The 21,566-nt window shown below is 55.2% G+C and carries 19 protein-coding genes and 1 pseudogene; 14 read left to right on the top strand and 6 right to left on the bottom strand.

The features are described 5' to 3' along the window. Nucleotides 1-80: 80 nt before the first annotated feature. Nucleotides 81-1,100: a 3-deoxy-7-phosphoheptulonate synthase gene (aroF, locus tag ACESY8_RS03230; RefSeq protein WP_204681871.1), complete on the bottom strand. Its 1,020-nt coding sequence runs from the start codon at nt 1,098-1,100 to the stop codon at nt 81-83. Nucleotides 1,101-1,384: 284 nt separating this feature from the next. After that, nucleotides 1,385-1,621, bottom strand: coding sequence for a helix-turn-helix domain-containing protein (locus ACESY8_RS03225; protein ID WP_007494691.1), 237 nt, complete (start codon nt 1,619-1,621; stop codon nt 1,385-1,387). 90 nt (nt 1,622-1,711) lie between these two features. On the opposite strand from ACESY8_RS03225, the gene ACESY8_RS03220 reads away from it, so the two are divergent. Then, the gene (locus ACESY8_RS03220; RefSeq protein WP_007494692.1) at nt 1,712-1,933 is read left to right on the top strand and encodes a hypothetical protein; all 222 of its coding nucleotides are present in this window, start codon (nt 1,712-1,714) and stop codon (nt 1,931-1,933) included. 255 nt (nt 1,934-2,188) lie between these two features. Here ACESY8_RS03220 and ACESY8_RS03215 read toward each other — a convergent pair whose 3' ends face one another. Beyond that, nucleotides 2,189-2,980, bottom strand: coding sequence for a ZIP family metal transporter (locus tag ACESY8_RS03215; protein WP_007494693.1), 792 nt, complete (start codon nt 2,978-2,980; stop codon nt 2,189-2,191). An 81-nt stretch (nt 2,981-3,061) separates the two neighbouring features. Beyond that, nucleotides 3,062-4,501, bottom strand: a complete 1,440-nt coding sequence (gene proS / locus ACESY8_RS03210) for a proline--tRNA ligase (RefSeq protein WP_054339576.1) — start codon at nt 4,499-4,501, stop codon at nt 3,062-3,064. A gap of 158 nt (nt 4,502-4,659) precedes the next feature. Between proS and ACESY8_RS03205 the strand changes: the two genes are divergently transcribed. Further along, nucleotides 4,660-5,142: a hypothetical protein gene (locus tag ACESY8_RS03205; RefSeq protein ID WP_007494695.1), complete on the top strand. Its 483-nt coding sequence runs from the start codon at nt 4,660-4,662 to the stop codon at nt 5,140-5,142. Between the two features lie 65 nt (nt 5,143-5,207). Here ACESY8_RS03205 and ACESY8_RS03200 read toward each other — a convergent pair whose 3' ends face one another. Together ACESY8_RS03200 and ACESY8_RS03195 are read right to left on the bottom strand one after the other, a co-directional pair. Further along, on the bottom strand, nt 5,208-7,517 hold the full coding sequence (locus tag ACESY8_RS03200) for an S-layer homology domain-containing protein (protein WP_009258072.1): 2,310 nt from the start codon (nt 7,515-7,517) through the stop codon (nt 5,208-5,210). After that, entirely contained in the window at nt 7,514-7,705 is a 192-nt protein-coding gene (locus tag ACESY8_RS03195; RefSeq protein ID WP_131971348.1) for a hypothetical protein, read from the bottom strand. The genes ACESY8_RS03200 and ACESY8_RS03195 overlap by 4 nt, the downstream gene beginning before the upstream one ends. A gap of 131 nt (nt 7,706-7,836) precedes the next feature. On the opposite strand from ACESY8_RS03195, the gene ACESY8_RS03190 reads away from it, so the two are divergent. The 12 genes and pseudogenes from ACESY8_RS03190 to ACESY8_RS03135 all read left to right on the top strand — a co-directional run bounded on the left by ACESY8_RS03190 (nt 7,837) and on the right by ACESY8_RS03135 (nt 21,563). Continuing rightward, nucleotides 7,837-8,721, top strand: a complete 885-nt coding sequence (locus tag ACESY8_RS03190; protein WP_054339396.1) for a bacteriohemerythrin — start codon at nt 7,837-7,839, stop codon at nt 8,719-8,721. Between the two features lie 614 nt (nt 8,722-9,335). Continuing rightward, the gene (locus ACESY8_RS03185; protein ID WP_498794616.1) at nt 9,336-10,472 is read left to right on the top strand and encodes a MarR family transcriptional regulator; all 1,137 of its coding nucleotides are present in this window, start codon (nt 9,336-9,338) and stop codon (nt 10,470-10,472) included. Between the two features lie 16 nt (nt 10,473-10,488). After that, entirely contained in the window at nt 10,489-11,040 is a 552-nt protein-coding gene (locus tag ACESY8_RS03180; RefSeq protein ID WP_009258068.1) for a hypothetical protein, read from the top strand. A 249-nt stretch (nt 11,041-11,289) separates the two neighbouring features. Further along, nucleotides 11,290-11,685, top strand: coding sequence for a hypothetical protein (locus ACESY8_RS03175; protein ID WP_009258067.1), 396 nt, complete (start codon nt 11,290-11,292; stop codon nt 11,683-11,685). Between the two features lie 40 nt (nt 11,686-11,725). After that, complete coding sequence (locus ACESY8_RS03170) at nt 11,726-12,436, top strand: hypothetical protein (RefSeq protein WP_009258066.1); 711 nt, start codon at nt 11,726-11,728, stop codon at nt 12,434-12,436. Nucleotides 12,437-12,447: 11 nt separating this feature from the next. Continuing rightward, complete coding sequence (locus ACESY8_RS03165; RefSeq protein WP_009258065.1) at nt 12,448-13,440, top strand: hypothetical protein; 993 nt, start codon at nt 12,448-12,450, stop codon at nt 13,438-13,440. Then, a complete protein-coding gene (locus ACESY8_RS03160) occupies nt 13,440-14,816 on the top strand; it encodes a C39 family peptidase (protein WP_071698952.1) in 1,377 nt (458 codons plus the stop codon). Before ACESY8_RS03165 ends, ACESY8_RS03160 begins: the two co-directional genes overlap by 1 nt. 36 nt (nt 14,817-14,852) lie before the next feature. Then, nucleotides 14,853-17,918 carry a VirB4 family type IV secretion system protein gene (locus ACESY8_RS03155; RefSeq protein WP_071698951.1) on the top strand — a complete coding sequence of 1,022 codons (3,066 nt, stop codon included), beginning with the start codon at nt 14,853-14,855 and terminating at the stop codon, nt 17,916-17,918. 285 nt (nt 17,919-18,203) lie between these two features. Continuing rightward, nucleotides 18,204-18,950, top strand: a pseudogene (locus tag ACESY8_RS03150) (SPL family radical SAM protein); the annotation flags it as partial. Nucleotides 18,951-19,100: 150 nt separating this feature from the next. Then, on the top strand, nt 19,101-19,628 hold the full coding sequence (locus ACESY8_RS03145) for a DUF5697 family protein (RefSeq protein ID WP_009258061.1): 528 nt from the start codon (nt 19,101-19,103) through the stop codon (nt 19,626-19,628). Next, nucleotides 19,629-20,291 carry a DUF6100 family protein gene (locus ACESY8_RS03140; RefSeq protein ID WP_009258060.1) on the top strand — a complete coding sequence of 221 codons (663 nt, stop codon included), beginning with the start codon at nt 19,629-19,631 and terminating at the stop codon, nt 20,289-20,291. A 285-nt stretch (nt 20,292-20,576) separates the two neighbouring features. Further along, nucleotides 20,577-21,563: a hypothetical protein gene (locus tag ACESY8_RS03135; RefSeq protein WP_009258059.1), complete on the top strand. Its 987-nt coding sequence runs from the start codon at nt 20,577-20,579 to the stop codon at nt 21,561-21,563. Nucleotides 21,564-21,566: the final 3 nt, after the last annotated feature.

Here is a 21,566-nt window from a genome sequence, read left to right as displayed (position 1 = left end):
CGCTGGGCTTCGCCCAGCCTGTTTTTTCGCCTCCATGTCCTCTTAGCTCCCCTATGCGCCTACCCTCCGCGCTTCTTTTTCTATTTTACCAGCGTTTTCCCCATCAGGTCAACCAGGGCGGAGACCTTGTGCATGAGGGCATCGAAGTTCTGGGGGGTGAGGGACTGCTGGCCGTCGCATTTGGCGTGGGCCGGGTCGTTGTGGACCTCGATGATGAGGCCGTCGGCGCCGGCGGCCACGGCGGCCAGGGCCAGGGGCTCCACCATCCAGTACATGCCGGCGGCGTGGGAGGGGTCCACGATCACGGGCAGGTGGCTCATCTGCTTAATGGCGGGGATGGCAGACACGTCCAGGGTGTTGCGGGTGTAGGTCTCGAAGGTGCGCACCCCCCGCTCGCAGAGGATCACGTTCTCGTTTCCGGCGGACATGATATACTCGGCGGACATGATCCACTCCTCGTAGGTGTTGGACAGGCCCCGCTTGAGGAGAATGGGCTTGCTCATCTTGCCCACCTCCTTGAGCAGCTCGAAGTTCTGCATGTTGCGGGCGCCCACCTGCACCACGTCCACCTCCCGCTCGAAGAGCTCGGCCATGCGGGGGTCCATGATCTCGGTGACGATGGGCAGGCCGGTCTGCTTCCGGGCCTCCATCAACAGGTCGAGGCCCGCGGTGCCCATGCCCTGGAAGGAGTAGGGGGAGGTGCGGGGCTTGAACGCGCCGCCCCGGAGCAGGGCCGCGCCGGAGGCCTTCACGTCCTCGGCTACGGCGCAGATCTGCGCCTCGCTCTCCACCGAGCAGGGGCCGGCGATCACGGAGAAATTCCCCCCGCCGATCTTGGCGTTCCCCACGGAGACCACCGTGTCCTCCGGGTGGAACTTGCGGTTGGCCTTCTTGTAGGGCTCCTGCACCCGCATGACCCGCTCCACATGGGGGTTGATGGAGATCTTATCCATGTCCACGGCGGTGGTGTCGCCCACCAGGCCCAGGATGGTGCAGCCCACGCCGTTGGTGATGCCCACATCCAGATCCAGTTCCTTAAGCCTGGATACCAAGGCGTCGATGTCCTGCTGCCGGGTGCCGGGTTTCATAACAACTACCATGATTTTACATCCTTTCTCTCCATGCAAAAAGGGCGCCCATTGATGAAATCAATGAGCGCCCCTGCACGTTCAGGTACTATGGGGCCTTCCCCGGGCCCCACCCATTCATTCCATCCCCCGTGTTTTCTCCATGCCAAAAAAGCCGGCGCCCATAAATCGAGCCCAGCCATAGGAAAACAGGAAGGATGCAGTTGTGAGGGTTCGGTCTGCCATGTCTGTGTTCCTCACTTCAACAGGTTGGTGTCATTATACCCCCATCGTTAGCGGAATGCAACGGGAAATTTTCAAAAATCCCGGTTTTTTGCCCTGGGATAGGGCGTCCGCTCGTCTGTGAGGCCCAACAGGTAGTCGATGCTGGTATTATGATAGTGTGCCAGCGCAATTAGAATTTCCGTCGGAATATCGACGTCCCCCCGCTCGTAATTACTGTAGATGCGTTGACTGCAATTCAAAATTTCCGCTATTTCTGTCTGCGTCAAATCCCTGTCTTCTCGCAAGTTACGGATACGCTCGTATTTCATGTTCCCACCTCAGGAAAAGCATACGAGCATCCCATGCTTCCCCTTGCTTTTTAGCGAATTTTTCGCTAAAATAAACATGAGGTGAATCCGATGGATTTATACTACGATATTTTATTGGCCGCTACACCGGAGGGCTGTCCCGAACCTCCGCGCTCGGATTTCTACAACGAGATGGTGGATCAGCTCTGTCGAAAGGCCCTGCGGGATATCCGGAAGATTGTTTCAGAGGAACCCTCCGGGGAGTGGGACAGTCTGCTGCAAATTGAGGATATCTGGGACGTTTTAAAATGGCTGGGGGTCTGCCGGCCCTAGACGCTGTGCATTCGTTCCAGCTGCGGGCCGGGCCTTATCAAGCGCACACCGTAGGGGCGGGGCTCGTCCCCGCCCGCCGGAGAGTGCCCGGGGCGCGGGGGGCCACAAGGGCCGCCCCTACGGGCAGGCTTACCCTCCTCCGGCATGTAGGGGCGGGGTTTATCCCCGCCCGCAACCGGCAGAGCCGCGCACACCACCCGGCGCGCGGGGGCGGGGGGCCACACGGGCCGCCCCTACCGCACAAGGTAGGGCGGCTCACCCCAGCGCCACGTCCAACACCATCATGAGCAGGAAGCCCGCCATGACTCCCAGGGTGCCGGTGTTGGAATGCTCCCCCAAGTGGGCCTCGGGGATGAGCTCCTCCACAACCACATACATCATGGCCCCGGCGGCGAAGGACAGCAGCCAGGGCATGAGGGGCTGGATCGTCCCCGCCACCAGCACCACCAGGATACCGAAGACAGGCTCCACCACGCCGGAGGCGCTGCCGTAGAGGAAAGCCCGCCCGGCGGACAGCCCCTCCTGCCGCAGGGGCAGGGAGATGGCCGCCCCCTCCGGGAAGTTCTGGATTCCAATTCCCAGAGCCAGCGCCAGGGCCCCGGACAGGGCCGCCCCCTCACCGGCGTGCTGGGCGGCCAGGGCGAAGGACAGGCCGACGGCCATCCCCTCCGGGATGTTGTGCAGCGTCACGGCCAGCACCAGCAGGGTGGTGCGCCGCCAGGAGGAGTGGAGCCCCTCGGGCTGCCTGGCATCCACATGGAGGTGGGGCAGCAGCACATCCAGCAGCAGCAGGAAGCCGATGCCCAGCACGAAGCCCCCCACCGCCGGCAGCCAGCCCGGAAGCCCGGAGGCCTCCGCCTCCTCCATGGCGGGAATGAGCAGGCTCCACACCGAGGCGGCGATCATCACCCCGGCGGCAAAGCCCAGAAAGATACGCTGGATGGACGCATTGAGCTGCTTTCGGAACAGAAAGACCATGGCGGCGCCCAGAGTGGTCATCAAAAAAGTGAAGCCGGTCCCCGTGGCCGCCCATAAAATGGATTGCATGAGTTCCCTCCTTTTTCTGGTTAGTCATAGTTAATCATCTGATATTATATAGGGGGCGGCATGCCGCCCCCCTTTGAAGCGTCAGTACGCCACGCCCCAGTACACCATGTGCTTGGCGGGCTTGCCGCAGCAGGCACAGGTGTCGCCCAGGTGCTCCTGCTCCAGAGGGATGCACCGGGAGGACACTCCGGCCTCCTCCTTCATCTTCAACTCGCACGCCAGCTCGCCGCACCACATGGTCTTGGCGAAGCCGCCCTGGCTGGCCATCTTCTCCTTGACCTCCTCCAGGGTGGCGCAGGCGTAGGTATTCTCGTCCAGGTTGCGCTTGGCCTTGTCGAACAGGCCCTGCTGCACCGCGTCCAGCATGGTCTTGACGGTCTCCTCGATGTTGTCCAGGGAGACAAAGACCTTCTCGCCGCTGTCCCGGCGGGCCAGGACGCACTGGTTCTTCTCGATGTCCTTGGGGCCCAGCTCCAGCCGCAGGGGCACGCCCTTCATCTCGTACTCGGCGAACTTCCAGCCGGGGGAGTTGTCGGAGGCGTCCATCTTCACCCGGATGCCGGCGGCCTTCAGGCGGGCCATGACCGCCTCGTTGGCGGCAATGACGCCCTCCTTGTGCTGGGCCACGGGGATGATGACGACCTGGGTGGGGGCGATGCGGGGGGGCAGCACCAGGCCGTTGTTGTCGCCGTGGGTCATGATGACGCCGCCGATGAGGCGGGTGGACACGCCCCAGGAGGTCTGGAAGGGGTGGTGGGGCTGGTTGTCCTTGCCGGCGAAGGTGATGTCGAAGGCGCGGGCGAAGCCGTCGCCGAAGTAGTGGGAGGTGCCGGCCTGGAGGGCCTTCTTGTCGTGCATCATGCACTCCACGGTATAGGTGGCCTCGGCGCCGGAGAACTTCTCCTTGTCGGTCTTGCGGCCCTTCACCACGGGCATGGCCAGGTAGTTCTCGCAGAAATCGGCGTAGATGTTGAACATGCGCTCGGTCTCGGCGATGGCCTCCTCGGCGGTGGCGTGCATGGTGTGGCCCTCCTGCCACAGGAACTCCCGGTGGCGGAGGAAGGGGCGGGAGGTCTTCTCCCACCGCAGGACGGAGCACCACTGGTTATACAGCTTGGGCAGATCCCGGTGGGAGTGGATGATGTTGGCGTAGTGCTCGCAGAACAGGGTCTCGGAGGTGGGGCGGATGCAGTAGCGCTCCTCCAGCTTCTCCGAGCCGCCCATGGTCACCCAGGCGCACTCGGGGGCAAAGCCCTCCACGTGGTCCTTCTCCTTCTGGAGCAGACTCTCGGGGATCAGCATGGGCAGGTACACGTTCTCATGCCCGGTTTCCTTGAACTTCTCGTCCAGGATCTTCTGGAAATTCTCCCAAATGGCGTAGCCATAGGGGCGGAGGATGAACATGCCCTTGATGGAGGAGTAGTCAATCAGCTCCGCCTTTTTGCACACGTCGGTGAACCACTTGGCAAAGTCCACCTCCATATCGGTAATCTGTTCCACCTGTTTCTTGTCCTGTGCCATCTCTATCTCAATCCTTTATTCTAAAGTTATCGGTTCGTATTATTTTACGCATTCAGGCCGCAAAAGTCAAGGCCCGTGCCGCGTTCCGGGACAAAGGGCGCATAAAATCCCATAATTTCCGCACACTACAGCAAAGCGGGAGGTGGCGGAGCTTGCGTGTGGGAATCTGGGAGCGGGACGAGGGGATTCGGACGGCCGTGGAGGCCGGGTTGGGAGAGCTGGCGGCGGAGGTGCGCGCCGGGCGGCACCCGGCGGAGCTGGCCGGCGCGCGGCTGGAGCTGCTGACGGTGTCACCGGCGGCACGGGGCTGGGCCGGCGCGGGGGCCGTCCCCTGCGGGACGGTGCTGCTGCCCGGCACGGCGGGGCCGCTGGCCCGGGCCCTCAACGCCCGCCAGGCCGTGAGCTACGGCACCTCCCCCCGGGATACCCTCACCTTTTCCAGCCTGGAGGGGGACAGGCTGTGCCTGGCCGTCCAGCGGGAGCTGGTCACCCTGGGCGGGGCGGTGGTGGAGCAGCAGGAGCTGGTGCTCCCCTTCTCTACCGGCGCCTCCCCCCTGCCCTTTCTGGCCGCCGCGGGCACTCTGCTGCTCCTGGGTGTGCCGCCGGAGGAGCTGCCGGCGCGGTTCCGCCTCCCGGCGTGAGGCCTGCAAAACGGCCCCAGAACCGAGCGGTTCCGGGGCCGTTTTCATGTCATTACATTTAATACTTACAGCTTTAGCACCAGAGTGGCTACAAACTGGGCTCCCTTGTAATCGCCGAAGAGCTGCACCCGGTCCCCCGCCTCCAACTGGCGCAGGCTGGTGGAGGAGCCGCTGGCGGACATAAAGCTGGCGTCGGACACGTCCGCCGTGAGCACGTTGCCGTCGGTGAGCTGTACCATCAGGGTCTTGTCCTTGGTGTTGGGCACCAGGACCGTGCCCTCAAGCTGGCTGCTGGAGCCGGAGCCCCTGTCCACCTCGATGGACACCACATCTCCGCCGCTGACCACCATGGCCACTGCATCGTTGGGCTTGAGGGTGTAGAGGGAGACGGCGGTGCCGTCCTGGGTGACAGAAACGCCCTCGGACACGGTATAGGAGGCGGTGGAGCCGTCGGTGAGCTTCACATCAAACGTGATCCCGGCGGCATCCTGCACCACCCGGGTGATAGTGCCGGTGACGTTGGCGCTCTGAGGCGTTGTCTCCAGGGTGGTGACCTTGTTGTAGCGCACGGTGACCACCACAGTGTCGCCGCTCTTGATCTTGTCCAGAGAGCTGCTCTTACCGTCCCGGTAGATGGCGGGCAGGTCGGTGAGATCCAGTTCAAAGGTCATTACGCTGTCATTGGCGGTCTTGACCGCCAGGGTAGTGGGGGTACCGTAGGTGATGCTCTCAATGACGCCCTCGGTGGTGGTGGAGCCAGGATAGGCGTCCAGCAGCGTCACCACATCCCCGCCGGAGAGCTGAAGGGTGGCGAAGGAGTTCCGCTCCAGCTCCTTGAGTGCGATGTCCTCGCCATTGAAGCGGATGGCTGCCTTGGAGGAGATGTCGTAGGTGGTGGATTTGCCGGTACTCAGGTTGGTCAGGGTGATGTCGTTTTGATCCTTGGCATAGGTAAAGCTCTTGACGGAGCCCTGGACGTAATCGGTTACGGTGTCCACCGCCATGCTGACCAGCTCGTTGGCCTCGTCGTTGGATACCCGCAGGCTCACGTAGTCGCCCTCATAGCGGTCGGACACGGTGCCCACCACGCCGTTGACGGTGACGCCCGCCCCGGCGGGCAGGGTGTAGCGCCTGGTTTCGCCGTTAAAGGCCGACACCTGGAGCCGCTGGCCACCGGTGCCGTTTTCCACCTTCACCAGTATGCCCTCCTCGGCGCGGGTGCCGCCGGAGAGCTGCACCGCGTCCAGATGGCCCATGGCGTCCACATAGCAGGTGGCCGTGGTGTATCCGGCCTGGGGATCCAGCAGGGTGTAGTCGCCGGCGGTCTTGCCCACCTGCACCTCGGTAAAGCGGTCGATGTCCAGCCGTTTGGAGGCGCCGTTGACCGTCACGGTCAGGCTGTCCTGCTCCACGCCGGTGACGGAGCCGGTATAGGAGGTGACCGCGCCGCCCAGGCGCACGGACTCGGCAGTACCCTTCCTGTCCAGGTTCACCCGGGCGTAACTGCCCACCTTCAGGGCATCGGCGGAGGAGAGCATATTATTCTCGTAGATCTCCGCGTCGGCGGGCAGAGAGATGCTGCGGGTGCCGCTGACCACGCTGGTCAGGGTCAGCAGGGTAACGCCGCTGCTGCCGGTAGACACGGCGGCGATGGTGCCGCCCACCCAGTCATAGTCGGTGTAGCCGGGCAGCTCGGCATAGATGCCCCGCTCGTCCATAAAGTCGATGGCCCGGCGGAGCATGGTGGCCATCTCGGCCCGGGTCAGGGAGTTCTGTGGCAGAAAGCGGTTGAGCTCGTTGCCCTTGACGATGCCGTACATGTTCAGCAGGTATACATAGGGCTGCAGGGAGGCGGAAATAGAGGTAGTGTCCGCAAAGCTCATGGGGTAGGAGGTCAGGCTCTGGGCCAGGGGGGCGAGCTGCATGGCCCGCACCAGATACATGGCCAGCGTCTCACGGGTGATGGACTTCACCAGCCCGCCCGCGCTGCTCAGGGCCCGCAGCTCGGTCTCCGAGATGATGCCGGTCTCCAGGCAGACGGCCATCTCCTGGGCCGCCCAGGCGTACATCTCCTCGGGCAGGATCTCCTTCAGCTCGTCCTCCCAGTCCTCGGCGATGGCCTCCTTGTCAATGGCGTCCACGCCGGCGGCACGGGAGCAAAACAGCAGCGCTTCACAGGCGGTCATCTTCTGATCGGGAGCAAAGGTGGTGGCGCTGGTCCCCTTGACCACCCCCTGGGTGGCCAAGTACTCCACATCGTCCTTGGCCCAGTGATTGGTCATGTCGGTAAAGCTGACGGCCGCTGCGGGCACCACCAGCAGGGAGAGCGTCATCAGCGCGGCCAGCGCCAGAGAGAGAACTCGCTTTCCTTTCATATGTAATCCTCCATTTGCATAAATGGTTTCCATAATATATAGTATAATGGTTCCTCAGGGAAAAAGCAACAGAGAAAATCCCGCCCTCTTTCGCCGCTTTTTTCCAGTGCCCTGTCCATTTTTCCTGGCAGTCCACCGCATTTTCCCATAAACTCTATTGGATTTTTAAGTTTCTCTTCATTGTGCAATAAATCCCTCCGCCCGGGCGTTATACAGTCAAACAGGAAAACAGCTCCCAAAGATTGCTCTGCTGAAACATTAAAGGAGGATATGCTGACTCACTTATTTTGTAACTAAAATAGATTGAAGGAGAACAGGTATGATTAGGTGGAATGACAATTATATTACGGGTATAGAAAAATTAGACAAGGAACATCAGCAGCTATTCCAAATGGCCGATCAGGTTTTGAATAAGTTACGGGAACGAGGAGATGAGGCAAATTATCGTATATTCCTCGTTCGGGAAACTTTGACTTATATAACCAGCTATTTTGAGCGTCATGCTAAGGCGGAAGAGGAATACATGCGCAAAATCGGCTACACTGGGTATACATTACACAAGATGTTGCACGATGAATTTTGCAATATCCAGCTAAAAAAATATCAAGATATTGTGAAGCGTGGTGAGTGCAGTAAAGAAGAGATACAAGATTTTGTCGGAAGCGGAATTGGATGGCTATTGGAGCATATAGCAACAGCAGATATGGCGATCATAGGAAAGGGTATTCTAGCCGCGCCTGCAAAGAACAGTGACTTTGAAGCGCGACTGGAAGAAAAAATCAATACGCTGTTGACCGCTTCTTTGAATATTGCGGCAAATGCGAAAATTATAGGTAGGAGCTATCAAGGAGAATTTTTGGGAAAGGCTGTATATCAAAAAATGGTATATAGTTTGGATTCACGCGAGATTACAATTGTTTCAGGTATAGAGAGCTCATTTCTACTTCGCGTTGCCGAAATGATCTATGGGACAGAAGTGAAGAATGAGATGGACTTGATACTATCTAGTCTACAGTTGTTTGCTACAAACTTCTGGAGATCAATAGGACAGCACTTTGCTGGTAGTAATACTATGATGATTATGAAGTCGAATAGCTTTATCATTGCAGGACTTCTTTCAGAAGAACTGAGGAAGCTTAAACTAACGCACTCATTGCTCTTTGCTTCTGATATGGGGAAATTTTTTGTAGCTGTTAATTACTGAAAATTCCAAAAACGTGATAGAGTTGCGGTGTCATTCCATAGGGAATCAGAACGAGGGGCAATAGTAACAGTAAAAATAGGCCATTAACTTTATTTGAAAAAGAATACTATGACCCGCCCCCTGCTTACCGGCGCCGCCCAGAAATAACACGAATGGAAGCGCAGACCGCATCTGCCCGCGGATATTTGAAATTGCCTGGGAGACACCCATTCCCGGCAGCCGGAGGCCAAAGGAAAGGGACATCCTTGCGGATGTCCCTTTCCTTTGGCACGCCTGAGGGGATTCGAACCTCCGACCTACCGCTTAGGAGAACAAATAACTCTTTGTCCTACGATTCCCTTACACTACATTCCGCTTCGTTTTGTGTCAATTTAGCCCAATGAATTTTTGGTTTCTCACGCCGTTTTGTGTCATTCTGCACAGTTTCAAGGCGCTGGAATACCTTTCGCGCAATTAGCAAAAAATTAGCAGACGGCATTTTTGAGCTTTTGTAAAAACGCAAATTAGCAGATTATTAGCAGAGCGGCCCGCCCGGGGTGTGTTATTTTTATACGCATCCCGGGCTATTTTATCATTTTTATGCAATAGAATCAATCTTAAAATAGGAGGTTTCCATGCCGGCTTATCAATTACAGATCAAACAGGTCGTGGATTACCCACGATGCCGGATTTATCGGCAATTCGTCCATCGGCTGATGGCAGACCGGAGCATTCGCACAAGCGGAGGCTCTGGTCTTTTTTATTTTACCGTACTTTGCAGCTACGCAAACTTCCGCACTTCATACCGCCGCATTGATGGTATTAGCTATACCATCTATCCGGGCGAATGGGTCTGCACACTCAAGGAAGTGTCCCAATGGTTTCGCACACGGTTTCAATGCCAGGTGTTGACAGTGCTGGAACAACTGCAGAAACAGCACTTTATCACTTTTCATACACTGGATCGCGGCAATGTGATCCGCTATAAAATTTGCGACTGGGCGCGGCATAACACGGTGCTTGAATATAATGCTCCCTGCCAAAAGGATACCGGCTTTTTCTTTCTGCCCGTTTCCGTTGTCACAGATCTCATCAGCACAAGCCGATGCTCCGAAATGGATATTATTCTGGACCTCTGGGTTTCAGCCGTCTACAACGATAATCAGGTACAGGGGTCAGACCTGGGGCCAGTAGTCTATTTCCGCAACGGCACCGGCAATCCTCTTGTTGCCTACACTGAACTGGCTGTCCGCTGGGGGGTGTCCCGGGCGACAGTCGGCCGCGTCCTCAAAAAGCTGGCCGCACTGGACTATATCTCCCTTATGTCCTTCCCGGGCCGACACGGCAGCGTGGTCTATTTGAAAAATTACCTGTCCACCATGTTTGAAATATCGGATGTTATGGTGGACAAAGAGGAGGTCGCTATGACGCTCAACATCCATTTGGAACTCCCCGATGAATCAGGCTCCAGCCAAAACACACCAAGTATAGAGCATGAGGTTATCGTTTCAAACGAACTCAATAGCGTTTCAAAATCGCACATTGAAATTATCATCCAAAAGATGGCTCAAATCCTGATGGCACAAGGGATTTCGTGCTTTGGTTGTCCCCTCTCCCGCTATAAGTTATATCCCTTATCGGGCGACTGCCGGGAAGATTTACTACCCCGCGCACGGGAACAGTCAACGCTCTGTTTTGGCTTGTCCATTCTGTGCGGGAACAGGCAGGTCACCACTTTTGAACTTACACTCTCTCCCGTCGCGGAGAATTGAATAAGGAGGTCTTACCATGAAGAAATTTGTTGAAAAAGATGTCGCAGAAAACCCGCTGTACCATGATACCTGGAAACTGTTGAAAAAATACCGCGATGTGGTGTGGAGCCTGGAAATTTCTGTCCAGCATGTGCGTTCCAAGTTTGAGATCGAATACGGCACATCCATCGAGGAATTTCTGGATTCCATCTATCTGGCCGGCGCCGATCTGAATGGGAGCGATATTGAACACCATGCTAAGTGCATTGAGCGCAGCCACAAAATGCTGAAACTTTTGGATTCAGCAGTCGAATTGCTTCGTACCCGCCACAAGAACGGCGAGGCCTATTACTGGCTGCTTTACTACTCCTTCCTCTCCCCGCAGCAACTCAAAAATGTGGAGGAGATCATCGAGAATTTGCGTCCGCATATCCGGGACATCTCATTCCGTACTTACTACCGCAGGCGCAGGGAAGCCATTGACGCACTCAGTTCCGTACTATGGGGGTACACCTCCAAAGACAGTTTGGATATGCTGGAACAGTTCTTTCCAGCGCCAAAACCAGATGAAAAGGCCAAGGGCAAATAATTGGCAGAATACGGGAATGAAATTGGCGCATTCCTGCCCTTGAGCCGTAAATCCTGGTGTGCTAAACTGAATATGCTCAAACTTGCACCCAAAACTGAATGCAGGCAGTGAACGGCACCTTTTTCAAGGTGCTTTTTTGCTGCCCTAATGACCGGCCGATTGGGGAGGGAGCCCGCATCTATTACAAGAGCTGCGGGCTCCTCTTTTGTTTGAGTCCCGCATATTACATTTGGATTGGAGGTCCGAAAATTGAAAAAACGCAAGATTCCTCACCAAAAGCGAAACGGCGATACCAGCCCTCCGCGCCGTTTTTCCATTGGCAGAATCGCTTATATGGCGTTTCTGTGTCCCACCGTCTCATTGATGTTCAGCCAGCCGGCCTTTGCCGCAACCGATGTTTGGACAAAGGCCACAGAAATCATGCAGGATGTCTACACGCAGATCCTCGCTATCTCCACGATTGCGGCCATTGTGACCGCTTCGGTAGCATTGCTGCTCATGAATTTCTCCCGTTCTGGTAAAACGGTGGATGAAAGCAGAGCTTGGCTCAAACGAATTGTTATCACCTGGGCCATCTTAAACAGTCTGGGCTTTATCATGTCCTATATCGTCCCCTTCTTTGAGGGTGGTCAGTGGGCAGGTTGATCGGCATCACATTGATACCCGACGAAAGGAGGCATGACCTATGGGTATTCTGGACGGCATTGTTGAATGGATTGCAGAGCAGGTCATGGCGGGCCTTGACTTGATAACCACCTCGGTTTTGGGGGCACTGGGCTGCGATATGGCGGTATTTCTGCGCTACTTTCCCGCGGCCGAAACGATGTACAGCGTTTTTGTGGCACTGGGCATCGGTATCATTCTCCTTAACTGGGTGTGGCAGCTGTTCAAGAACTTTGGCCTGGGAGCCGGTATTGAAGCGGAAGACCCGCTCAAATTGAGCATCCGGTCCGTCATTTTTATTCTTTTAGCGTTCTTCTCCAATGAGATTGTCAGCATGATCCTGACCATCGGCGGCACACCGTATAACTGGATTATGGATTCGGAGCTGCCGGCACTCAGTTTTGCGGATTTCAATTCTGTCATGCTGGTCATCATCGGGGTGTGCGCCAATGGGGCTGTGGCCCTTATCACTCTGATTTTAGTCATCATTCTGGCGTGGAACTACCTGAAGTTGCTGCTGGAAGCGGCAGAGCGATATGTATTGCTCGGCGTGCTGGTCTATACGGCTCCAGTAGCCTTTTCCATGGGGGCAAGCCAGACAACATCAAACATCTGGAAATCCTGGTGCCGGATGCTGGGCGGTCAGATTTTTCTTCTGCTGATGAACGCCTGGTGCCTGCGCCTGTTCACGAGCATGGTTGGTTCGTTTATCTCCAACCCGCTCTCTTTGTAAGGAGGGCCATTTTGAAAAGACTCAAGAAAATTTTGTTCCTTGCGCTGATGGTCGCAGCTCTCTCCTGTCTGTTCTGCCAGCCTGCTTTCGCTATTTCGGAGGAAGAAGTCCAGGCACAAGTGGACGCCGTAGGCAAAGAAGCCGTTTCGGGGAATGTGCTGATCTGGTTTATGTGCGCAATCGGATTTCTTAAAGTATCACAGAAGATCGATTCTTTTATGGCAAGTCTGGGCGTCAATGTCGGCCATACCGGAGGCAGTATGCTGGCGGAGGCTATGATTGCGGCCAGGGGATTCAGCGGATTTAAGAGCTTTGCCAGCAATCACTTTGCGGGAGGCCGCAGCAGTCATTCCTCCCATGTCCGTGCAAACGGTGGCGGAAAAGGCGGTGCTGGATTCGGCGCTGGTTTTGCCAGCGGTGGCTTGGCCGGCGTGATTAAAAGGAATGTTACCAATAATGCGGTCAAAACGGCCACAACGCCCCCGGATGCCAAGCCCTCCGGATTAAGTGGGCTGGTCGGCGGCGCTGCAGGCGGCATCGGTGGACATATCTACGCCTCCTCCGTAAGCAAAGGAGGCAATTTTGCCAACAATGTCATAGGATCGGTTGCTACCGGGAGTATCACCCAGATGGGAACTATGACCGGGGATAAAGCTGTAGAAGCTCTGCATTCCTACATGGGTCATGCGGCATTGGAGCCCGGGGCCGAGAATATTCCCACTTATCAGAATGTGGAGATTGGCGGCGGCCGCATTACCGGCACAGAAGTCACTCCGGAGCATCCAGAAGGCATCGCTTTTGGTATGTATCATGCAGACCAGTATGTGGCGCCGGAAGGCCAATACACAACCGTTCACGCTGTAGATGGTACTGCCTGGTATAAGCAGTATGCCGCGGATGCGGTTGAAAAATCCCCCTATATGGCACCGGACGGCTCGATTGCCTATCACGAATCCATCGTGAAGAAACTGCCGCCTACTCCCAAAAGAAAGGACAAACTCTAATGGCTGAAGAACAAAAAAACAGCTCCGCCGAAACAGTAGATGCTGCGGCCTCTGCCGCACATACGGTCAAAGGCGCTATCAAAGCTGGCAAGGCCATCTCTGGAGCAGCGAAAGGCGCTGCCGCCGCCGGCCCCTATGGGGCTGTGGCTGGGGCCGTCTGGGCCGGCCGAAAGCACATCGGCAAAATCATTGCCGTCATTGCCATTCTGCTTTTGCTGCCTGTCCTTTTCCTCCTGATGCTGCCCGGCCTGATTTTTGGAGGGCTGGTCAATGCCTTTTCACCAGCTGATCCTGACACGCCTATCCTCAACAGCGAAACCGCCATCGTAGAAAACGCCAACGACATTACCTTTGCCATCAACGCCATTCTGGGTGAGGCGCTGGATGATGTGATGGCCCGTATCGAAGTGGACTTTGCCTCTTCTGGCGCCGACAAAATGGAGGTCAAAAACCCCTATTCTTCCGGCCTGGTCTACAACGCCAACCTCATCGTTTCACAGTATTGCGCTGCCCGGGATGAAGACTTTGAGAGCATTTCGCTGGATGACCTGTCCACTGTCCTGCGGGAGAACAAAGAGCATCTATACTCTTATACCAGTGTGCGGGAGAGCCGTGAGGTCACATCCGAAGATCCGGAGACCGGTGAGGAAACCATCTCCACCGAGATCTGGATGATCTATACCATTCGCTACAACGGCGAGTCTTATCTTGCCGACCATGTTTTCGCGCTTACGGATGAGCAGAAAGAACTGGCGTCCGATTATGCCTCTAACCTAAGTCTCTTTTTAGGCGACGGCCTGCTGCAAAATGTGGACGAGTGGACAGGGAACAGTATCCCCTCCCTTGGAGATGTAACCTTTACCGACGGCGGGACCCCGGTTGTTTATTACAATCAGCTGGATGAACGCTATGCCAGTCAACCCTATGGCACCGATAACATCGGCGGCTATGGGTGCGGGCCCACCGCCATGGCAATCGTGGTTTCCTCCCTCACGGACGATATGGTAGACCCGGTGGAAATGGCAAAGTGGTCATATGACAATGGCTATTGGTGCAAAAGCAGCGGCTCTTATCACGCATTGATCCCTGCTGCTGCGGAGGAATGGGGCCTTCCGGTATCCGGCTGCACGACTTCCGAGCCCCAGCGGATTCTGGACGCTCTCGCAGATGGCAAGCTGGTCGTGGCAATTATGTCCGAAGGCCATTTTACCTCATCCGGCCACTTCATTGTTCTCCGTGGCGTAAAAGACGGCCAGATCATGGTGGCTGACCCGGCCAGTTACAAGCGAAGCGGGCAGTTGTGGGATCTGTCCATCATCTTAAATGAAGCAAGCCGCCGTGCGGCAGCAGGCGGTCCTTTCTGGATTATTGGCTGACCGCACCGCACCCCGGCATCAGAAACGAGGTAATACATGAGCAACAAGAATGACCATGATATTTATATCATACCGCCGAACTTCATAGAAACAGGCACTTTTTTTGGCGGTATGTTCCGTGCGCGGAATGTGATTGAAGCCGGCATCCTGGCACTTGCCATTGGGACGCCGGTTTTTTTGTGCCTTCCATTTGGGCTGACCGCCCGCATTATTGCTTTATGCCTGACTGCGCTCCCGGTGGCATTGGTTGCCCTCATTGGCATTTCAGGGGAAAGTCTCTCGCAGTTTCTGATCACTTTTCTGAAATACCTGCGGAATCGCCGCGTTGTCGGCGGTGACGGTGAACAGCCCTGTGAAAAAACGGCTCCCTCCAAATCAGCCGGCAAGCATCTCAAACAGAAGCCTCCAAAGGAGAGAAAGCCCAAGGCGCCGAAGCGCCGGCGGTCTGGTGAAGCAGATTTCCCCGCTGAGTTTGATGAAGTCCGCGGATATGAAATCCGTGAAAAGCTCCGGCCCAAGAAAAATGCTAAAAAGGATCGTCCTGCCAAGGGCAATAAGGCAAAAAAGAACGCAAAAAAGCGCCATGAAAAGGAACGCCTGCCCAAACGCCCCGCCCGTGTCAAGGAGCAGAAGCCCGCCTGCCTCAATCCAGTGGCGGATTATCTGCCCATTGAGAAAGTGGAGAACGGCATTATCTATACCAAAGACCATCGCTTTGTCAAGGTGGTCGAAGTTGTCCCCATCAACTTTATGCTGCGCAGCGCCCGGGAACAGAGGAATATCATCTACTCCTTCGTTTCGTACCTGAAGATCTCGCCCATCAAGCTCCAAATCAAGGTTCTGACCCGCCGTGCGGACATCAACCGCCACCTGGACACGGTGCGCCAGGAGATGGCCCATGAGGAAAACGAGCAGTGCCGCTTGATGCAGGAGGATTACCTGAACTTTGTGCAGCAGGTCGGCTCCCGGGAAGCTGTGACCCGGCGGTTTTTCCTGATTTTCGAGTATGAGCCCTGGGCCAATACCCGGCGCTCCGAACAGGAAGATGAGGCAATCCAATCTCTCCAAAGTGCTGTCCACACGGCATCCAATTACCTGCGTCAATGCGGCAACGAGGTCGTTGTCCACGAAAACGAGGACGAATTTACCGTAGATGTTTTCTATAATTTGTTGTGCCGAAATGAAAGTGCGGTCAAGCCCCTGTCGGTACGGGCACAGGAAATTGTGGCACAGTATCTCGACAAGGGGCGGGAGGGCGAGATTGACCGCATCCCGGCGGCTGAATTTGCTGCTCCCAAAAGCATCGACTTCACCCATGGACGGTATCTCTGCATAGACGGGCTGTACTATACTTATCTGCTCGTCCCATCAGATGGTTACAAAACACAGGTGCCCGCGGGCTGGCTGAGTTTGATCGTCAATGCCGGTGATGGCATTGACCTCGATATGTTTCTTTCACGCCAACCCAAAGAGCGCATTATTCAGCGGGTCGGCCAGCAGCTCCGCATCAACCGGTCAAAAATCAAGGATGCCAGCGACACGAACACGGACTTCGATGATATAGACGGCGCTATTCGGAGCGGCTATTTTCTGAAGGAGGGCCTTGCGAATAACGAAGATTTCTATTATCTCAACTTGTTGATTACTGTGACTGCCCCTTCTGTGGAGGACCTGGAGTGGAAGGCCAGCGAAATAAAAAAGCTCCTGCTTTCGCAGGATATGGATGTCTGCAACTGCCATTTTCGGGAGGAGCAGGCATTTTGTTCTGCCCTCCCGCTGGTTTCCATGGAAAAGGGACTGTTCGAGCGTGGTAAGCGCAACCTGTTGACTGGAGGCGCGGCCAGCTGCTATCCGTTCACTTCGTTTGAGATGTGCGATGACAATGGAATCCTTCTGGGGGTCAACAAATATAACAGTTCCCTCATCATCGTGGATATTTTCAACTCTGCGATTTACAAGAACGCCAATATGGCGATCCTGGGTACCAGCGGCGCAGGCAAGACCTTTACGATGCAGCTCATGGCGTTAAGAATGAGGCGGAAAAACATTCCCGTTTTCATCATTGCACCGTTGAAGGGGCACGAATTCCACCGTGCCTGTGCCAATGTAGGCGGGGAGTTTATCCAGATTTCCCCGGCCAGCCCGCACTGCATCAATGTGATGGAGATCCGCAAGGTGGATCGGTCGGTCAGTGAGCTTCTGGACGGGCCGGGAATCCAGCTCTCCGAACTGGCCGCCAAAATCCAGCAACTCCACATATTTTTCAGTCTGTTGATCCCTGATATGTCTCACGAGGAACGACAGCTGTTGGATGAGGCTCTGATCCGCACCTACAATTCCAAAGGTATCACTCATGACAACGCCTCATTGGAAGACCCGGCCAATCCGGGCTACTACCGGGAGATGCCGGTGCTGGGCGATTTATATGAGATTTTGAAGGCCGCCCCGGAAACCACTCGCATGGCCCATATCCTCAACCGTCTGGTGAATGGCTCCGCCAGTACCTTTAACAAGCAGACCAATGTGCGGCTGGATAATAAGTACACCGTACTGGATATTTCCTCGCTTACTGGTGATTTGCTGACTGTGGGGATGTTCGTGGCCCTTGATTTCGTTTGGGACCGCGCCAAAGCTGACCGCACCGAGGAAAAAGCCATTTTTATTGACGAGTGCTGGCAGCTTCTTTCCGGCGCAGGCGCCACGGGTACCAGGCTGGCCGGTGATTTCGTTTTGGAAATTTTCAAGACGATTCGCGGCTTCGGTGGATCAGCGATCTGCGCCAGCCAGGACCTTAACGACTTTTTCAATCTGGACGAAGGCCGTTTCGGGAAAGGCATCATCAACAACAGCAAGACTAAGATCATTCTCAATCTGGAGGATGACGAAGCGGAGCGTGTCCAGGAAACCCTCCATCTCTCTGACGCAGAAACGATGGAGGTCACACACTTTGAGCGCGGCAGCGGTCTGATCTCCACCAATAACAACAATATCATGGTGGAGTTCAAGGCCAGTCCATTGGAAAAAGATCTCATAACCACAGACCGCAGGGAACTGCGGGAGCTTTTGGAGCGCAAGCGCCAAGAACAAGCTGATTCCGCTTAAAAGGCATTTTCTCTGGGAGGTGCGGAAGCGCCTCCCTTTATTGCGCGGAGTAGTGTAAAGAACATGGTTGGATGCTTTACCAACAGACGGCGGGGCAGTACCGTCCTCCGCAACCATTTAGAATTTTATATGAGGTGAGTCCAATGTATTCGACAATAAAGTAATCAAACAATGAATTTAGAGGTGATATAAAGCGAGTTTAAGAGTTTCTTTAAGCAAGTTGGAGGCAATGAAGGCGACAAATGCAAATATAACACCCGTTTAGATACTTACGGCTGCGGCTGTCAACACAACTGTAACTACTGCTATGCCCGTTCATTGCTTCATTTTCGTGGATTATGGGATGCGGCGCATCCTCGTGTTGCAGACATTGAAAAGGTCCGGCGGAAAATCCGCAGTCTCCCATCCGGAAGCATCATCAGGCTTGGAGGCATGACAGACTGTTTTCAGCCCTGTGAACTCCAGTACCACACTACCTACCAGACCATCCAGGAGATGAATCTATGCAGGGTAAGCTATCTCATCGTCACGAAGTCTGCACTTCCCGCTGCCCCGGAGTATTTAGAGATCTTGGACAAGGAACTGGCCCATATTCAAATTACCGTGACCTGCCTGGACGATGCACAAACCGCCCAATTTGAAAAGGCCAGTCCTCCCAGCCAGCGCATCCGCGCAATTCAGGCTCTGCAAGCGGAAGGGTATGATGTGGCAATCCGATTAAGCCCCATCATCGAGGAATACATGGATTTCGACAAGCTGAATGATTTGGGAATTGAGCGGTGTGTGGTTGAATTTCTGCGCGTCAATTCGTGGATTAAGCAGTGGTTTCGGGGTGTTGATTTCTCTAAATATACCGTGCGGCAGGGAGGCTACCATCATCTTCCTTTGAAAGAAAAGCAGCGGATCGTGGAAAAAATCCATATTCCGCAGAAGACAATCTGTGAAGATGTAACGGAACACTATCAATTCTGGAGGGATTTTGTAAATCCCAATAAAGAGGATTGCTGTAATCTCCGGAAAACGCATCATTGACAGTTCCAATACGCCTATAAGACGCCTTTTTTTCCTACTATTCTCGAAAAACGCCGGATTGACGCTCTAATGGCGTCTTTCCACAATTCCTATTTAACAATGCGCTTTGAAGGCGTCTGATTGGCGCCTTTAATAAAGGAGGTGAGCCCCATGAAGACCAGGGCTGAAATCTATGGGAACGAGGCTACGGACTTGCTACGGATCGTGACGATGTACCCCGGCCTCTGTGAACACCAGCTTCTTTGTTTTCACCCTGGCAAAGAAGATACTACAAAGGCCCTGCTCTCTCATTTGGAGAGGCAGGGCCGCATTTTTCAAACAGACGGCGGTGGTTATTTCCTGGCAGGGCAAACACCAAAAACTGACCATGCGCTTGTCCGGGCAGTGTGGGTCCTGCTGGACTTCATCCGGCAGGTAGATTACCACGCTCCGGCTGATTTTCCCGTTAAACTCGTGTTTTTTGCCGACGGTGAATTATATGAGATTGCTTATATTGCCGCCGGGCAGGAGGCACTTGTCTGCCATGCTCTGCGGGGCAACAAAGGGGGAAGCCGCCGTATCATGCTGGTCGATACTCCGGCGCAAATCGCCCAAATCGACTGTCCGGGCATATCCGGATTTTGTACTGTAGACGAGGAAGGCCAGACAAATTATTTCAAGAAAGCAGGAGGCACATGATTGGATCGAAAACTAATATCCCACCGCATTGGAAGCATTCTCGACGATATATCCCGTCTGAGTAATGCGCTGTACGCGCTGGACACCACTGACATCCAGCGTTACCCCGACAACTATGAAACACTTTCCATAGATGCCGCTTTACGGGCAGAGCGGATTGCCTGCCGGCTGCGGCATCTGATTTATTCCAGCACAACCATCCGCAAAGGTGACTATCTCAAATCCGCCGGTGCAACGCACGGCATCACTGTCAACTGCGAGGACAGGGTGCTGGAGGTGACGCTGCCCTGTTTGCTGCCAAAGCGCAAACAGCGGCAAAGCGATGAGTTCCTGTTGGACCCGCTCTATTTTGTCCTTGATCAATACGCAAGAGAACACCCACTTCCGTATTACCGCGATTGCGTTGTCTGTTTCGCCCAGGTCTATGACCGGGCACTTCCCGACAGGCGGATACGCGATTACGATAATTTATCGGAAAAGCAATTACTGGATCTTCTCTCTTCCTTTGTGATGGCTGATGATACCGGCCTGTTGTGCGATGCCTATAACACGGCCGAACTGGGCGACCAGGATTGCACAAAAATCTATATCATGGAGAAGCAGCGTTTTCCGCAATGGCTGACGGAGCATAAAACGAGTCTACAATCCATCTCGGATTTTTGACCATTTTGGGCCTTCTCCGGCCCGACATCCAGCGAAGCGGCTGAAACGCCCGATTTTCCGGGCTTTTTCCCCTCATGGGGAGGCCCATTTTTACCGAAGTCCTCAGTCATTACGGTAAAAATCCTGTGCTTTCAAGGGAGGTGACTACTTGGGAAAAGCACCAACTATTTTCCACAGCCGGATACGCTTCCGTTCCGGCTTTTATCGCTGACCGCTATTTCGGGAGAGTTCCCCACCAGCCAGCTCAACCGCCTTCCCGCCAGCCCTTACTACTTGGAGGCGGTCGTGACTGCGCTCAAAAAGGCCGGACTGCTGCGCACCTACTACCGGGATCGGCTCCGGGGCTATCGGCTGGGGATCAAAGCCAAGTCAGCTCTGCTGGACGGATGGCCCGAGCGTTTTACATTCTGCCTTACAGGAGACGCAGAAACCAACCGGCTCAAAAGCGAAGCAAACCGGAGGTTTCGGCTCCACCGCCTCGCGGAAACCTATATTACTATGGGCAATGCCGGGGTATTGCTCTACCCGGATGAAAAGCCGAAGGTCTTTGCCCAGACCGGTTTTGGCGGCGAAACTGTAACATATCCCGCGTTTTACAGTTCACGCGAAGTCAAGGAGTTGGGGGCTGATGCCACCCAGATCCGAAGCTCCCGCTTCGCAGGGGTGCTGCTGGTCCCCACCGGCATCTTTGTGACCTACAATAGCGGGAGCGCTCTGATGAAGTGGCGCTACAAATCCGAACTGCGGGTAAAAACACTCCTCTGGAACATTCTATGCCAGCAGCGTCTGGCCCAGCAGTACCGTGTCGAACAGGTACATGGACTGGTATTGGGGGACAGCATGGACCTGGCCTACCAGATACTCACCAGTACCGGTGGGGCCAAGCATGACTACTTCATGCTGGACGGCAGCTACGACCACTTTTATTTCCTAACCAATGACCATCAGGGGGAGGTGATACTGGCGTTACTGTGTGACCCTGTGAAAACCGCGGAACTTGACCGCATTCTGTCACAGGGCCTCTACGCCGGCAATCCCGGCAGGGCCATGGAGCAGGATGCCGCAGAGCCGGATGGAACGCCGGTGCTGTTCGGTTACTTCTGCGATCTGCCGCGGATCGTGCGTTTCAACACCGCCCTCGAACTGATGGAACGCCCCGGTACGCTGATCTGCTTTGATTTTCAAGCAGATGTGCTGCGCCGCTATTGCAGTGACCGGGTACACCTGCAAACCATTGACTTTACAAAATTCGAGGGGAGGTTGTTCCCATAAACA

This window comes from Clostridium sp. ATCC BAA-442 (genome assembly GCF_964239415.1).
Classification (GTDB): domain Bacteria; phylum Bacillota; class Clostridia; order Oscillospirales; family Oscillospiraceae; genus Flavonifractor; species Flavonifractor plautii.
The sequence above is the reverse complement of the archived record's forward strand: the minus strand, read 5'-3'. Positions and strand labels throughout refer to the sequence as shown.

What these genes read in the sequence shown, in the direction of transcription:
- aroF (WP_204681871.1), bottom strand. Translation starts at nt 1,100, where the DNA reads ATGGTAGTTGTTATGAAACCCGGCACCCGGCAGCAGGACATCGACGCC.
- ACESY8_RS03225 (WP_007494691.1), bottom strand. Translation starts at nt 1,621, where the DNA reads ATGAAATACGAGCGTATCCGTAACTTGCGAGAAGACAGGGATTTGACG.
- ACESY8_RS03220 (WP_007494692.1), top strand. Translation starts at nt 1,712, where the DNA reads ATGGATTTATACTACGATATTTTATTGGCCGCTACACCGGAGGGCTGT.
- ACESY8_RS03215 (WP_007494693.1), bottom strand. Translation starts at nt 2,980, where the DNA reads ATGCAATCCATTTTATGGGCGGCCACGGGGACCGGCTTCACTTTTTTG.
- proS (WP_054339576.1), bottom strand. Translation starts at nt 4,501, where the DNA reads ATGGCACAGGACAAGAAACAGGTGGAACAGATTACCGATATGGAGGTG.
- ACESY8_RS03200 (WP_009258072.1), bottom strand. Translation starts at nt 7,517, where the DNA reads ATGAAAGGAAAGCGAGTTCTCTCTCTGGCGCTGGCCGCGCTGATGACG.
- ACESY8_RS03190 (WP_054339396.1), top strand. Translation starts at nt 7,837, where the DNA reads ATGATTAGGTGGAATGACAATTATATTACGGGTATAGAAAAATTAGAC.
- ACESY8_RS03185 (WP_498794616.1), top strand. Translation starts at nt 9,336, where the DNA reads ATGCCGGCTTATCAATTACAGATCAAACAGGTCGTGGATTACCCACGA.
- ACESY8_RS03180 (WP_009258068.1), top strand. Translation starts at nt 10,489, where the DNA reads ATGAAGAAATTTGTTGAAAAAGATGTCGCAGAAAACCCGCTGTACCAT.
- ACESY8_RS03170 (WP_009258066.1), top strand. Translation starts at nt 11,726, where the DNA reads ATGGGTATTCTGGACGGCATTGTTGAATGGATTGCAGAGCAGGTCATG.
- ACESY8_RS03160 (WP_071698952.1), top strand. Translation starts at nt 13,440, where the DNA reads ATGGCTGAAGAACAAAAAAACAGCTCCGCCGAAACAGTAGATGCTGCG.
- ACESY8_RS03155 (WP_071698951.1), top strand. Translation starts at nt 14,853, where the DNA reads ATGAGCAACAAGAATGACCATGATATTTATATCATACCGCCGAACTTC.
- ACESY8_RS03145 (WP_009258061.1), top strand. Translation starts at nt 19,101, where the DNA reads ATGAAGACCAGGGCTGAAATCTATGGGAACGAGGCTACGGACTTGCTA.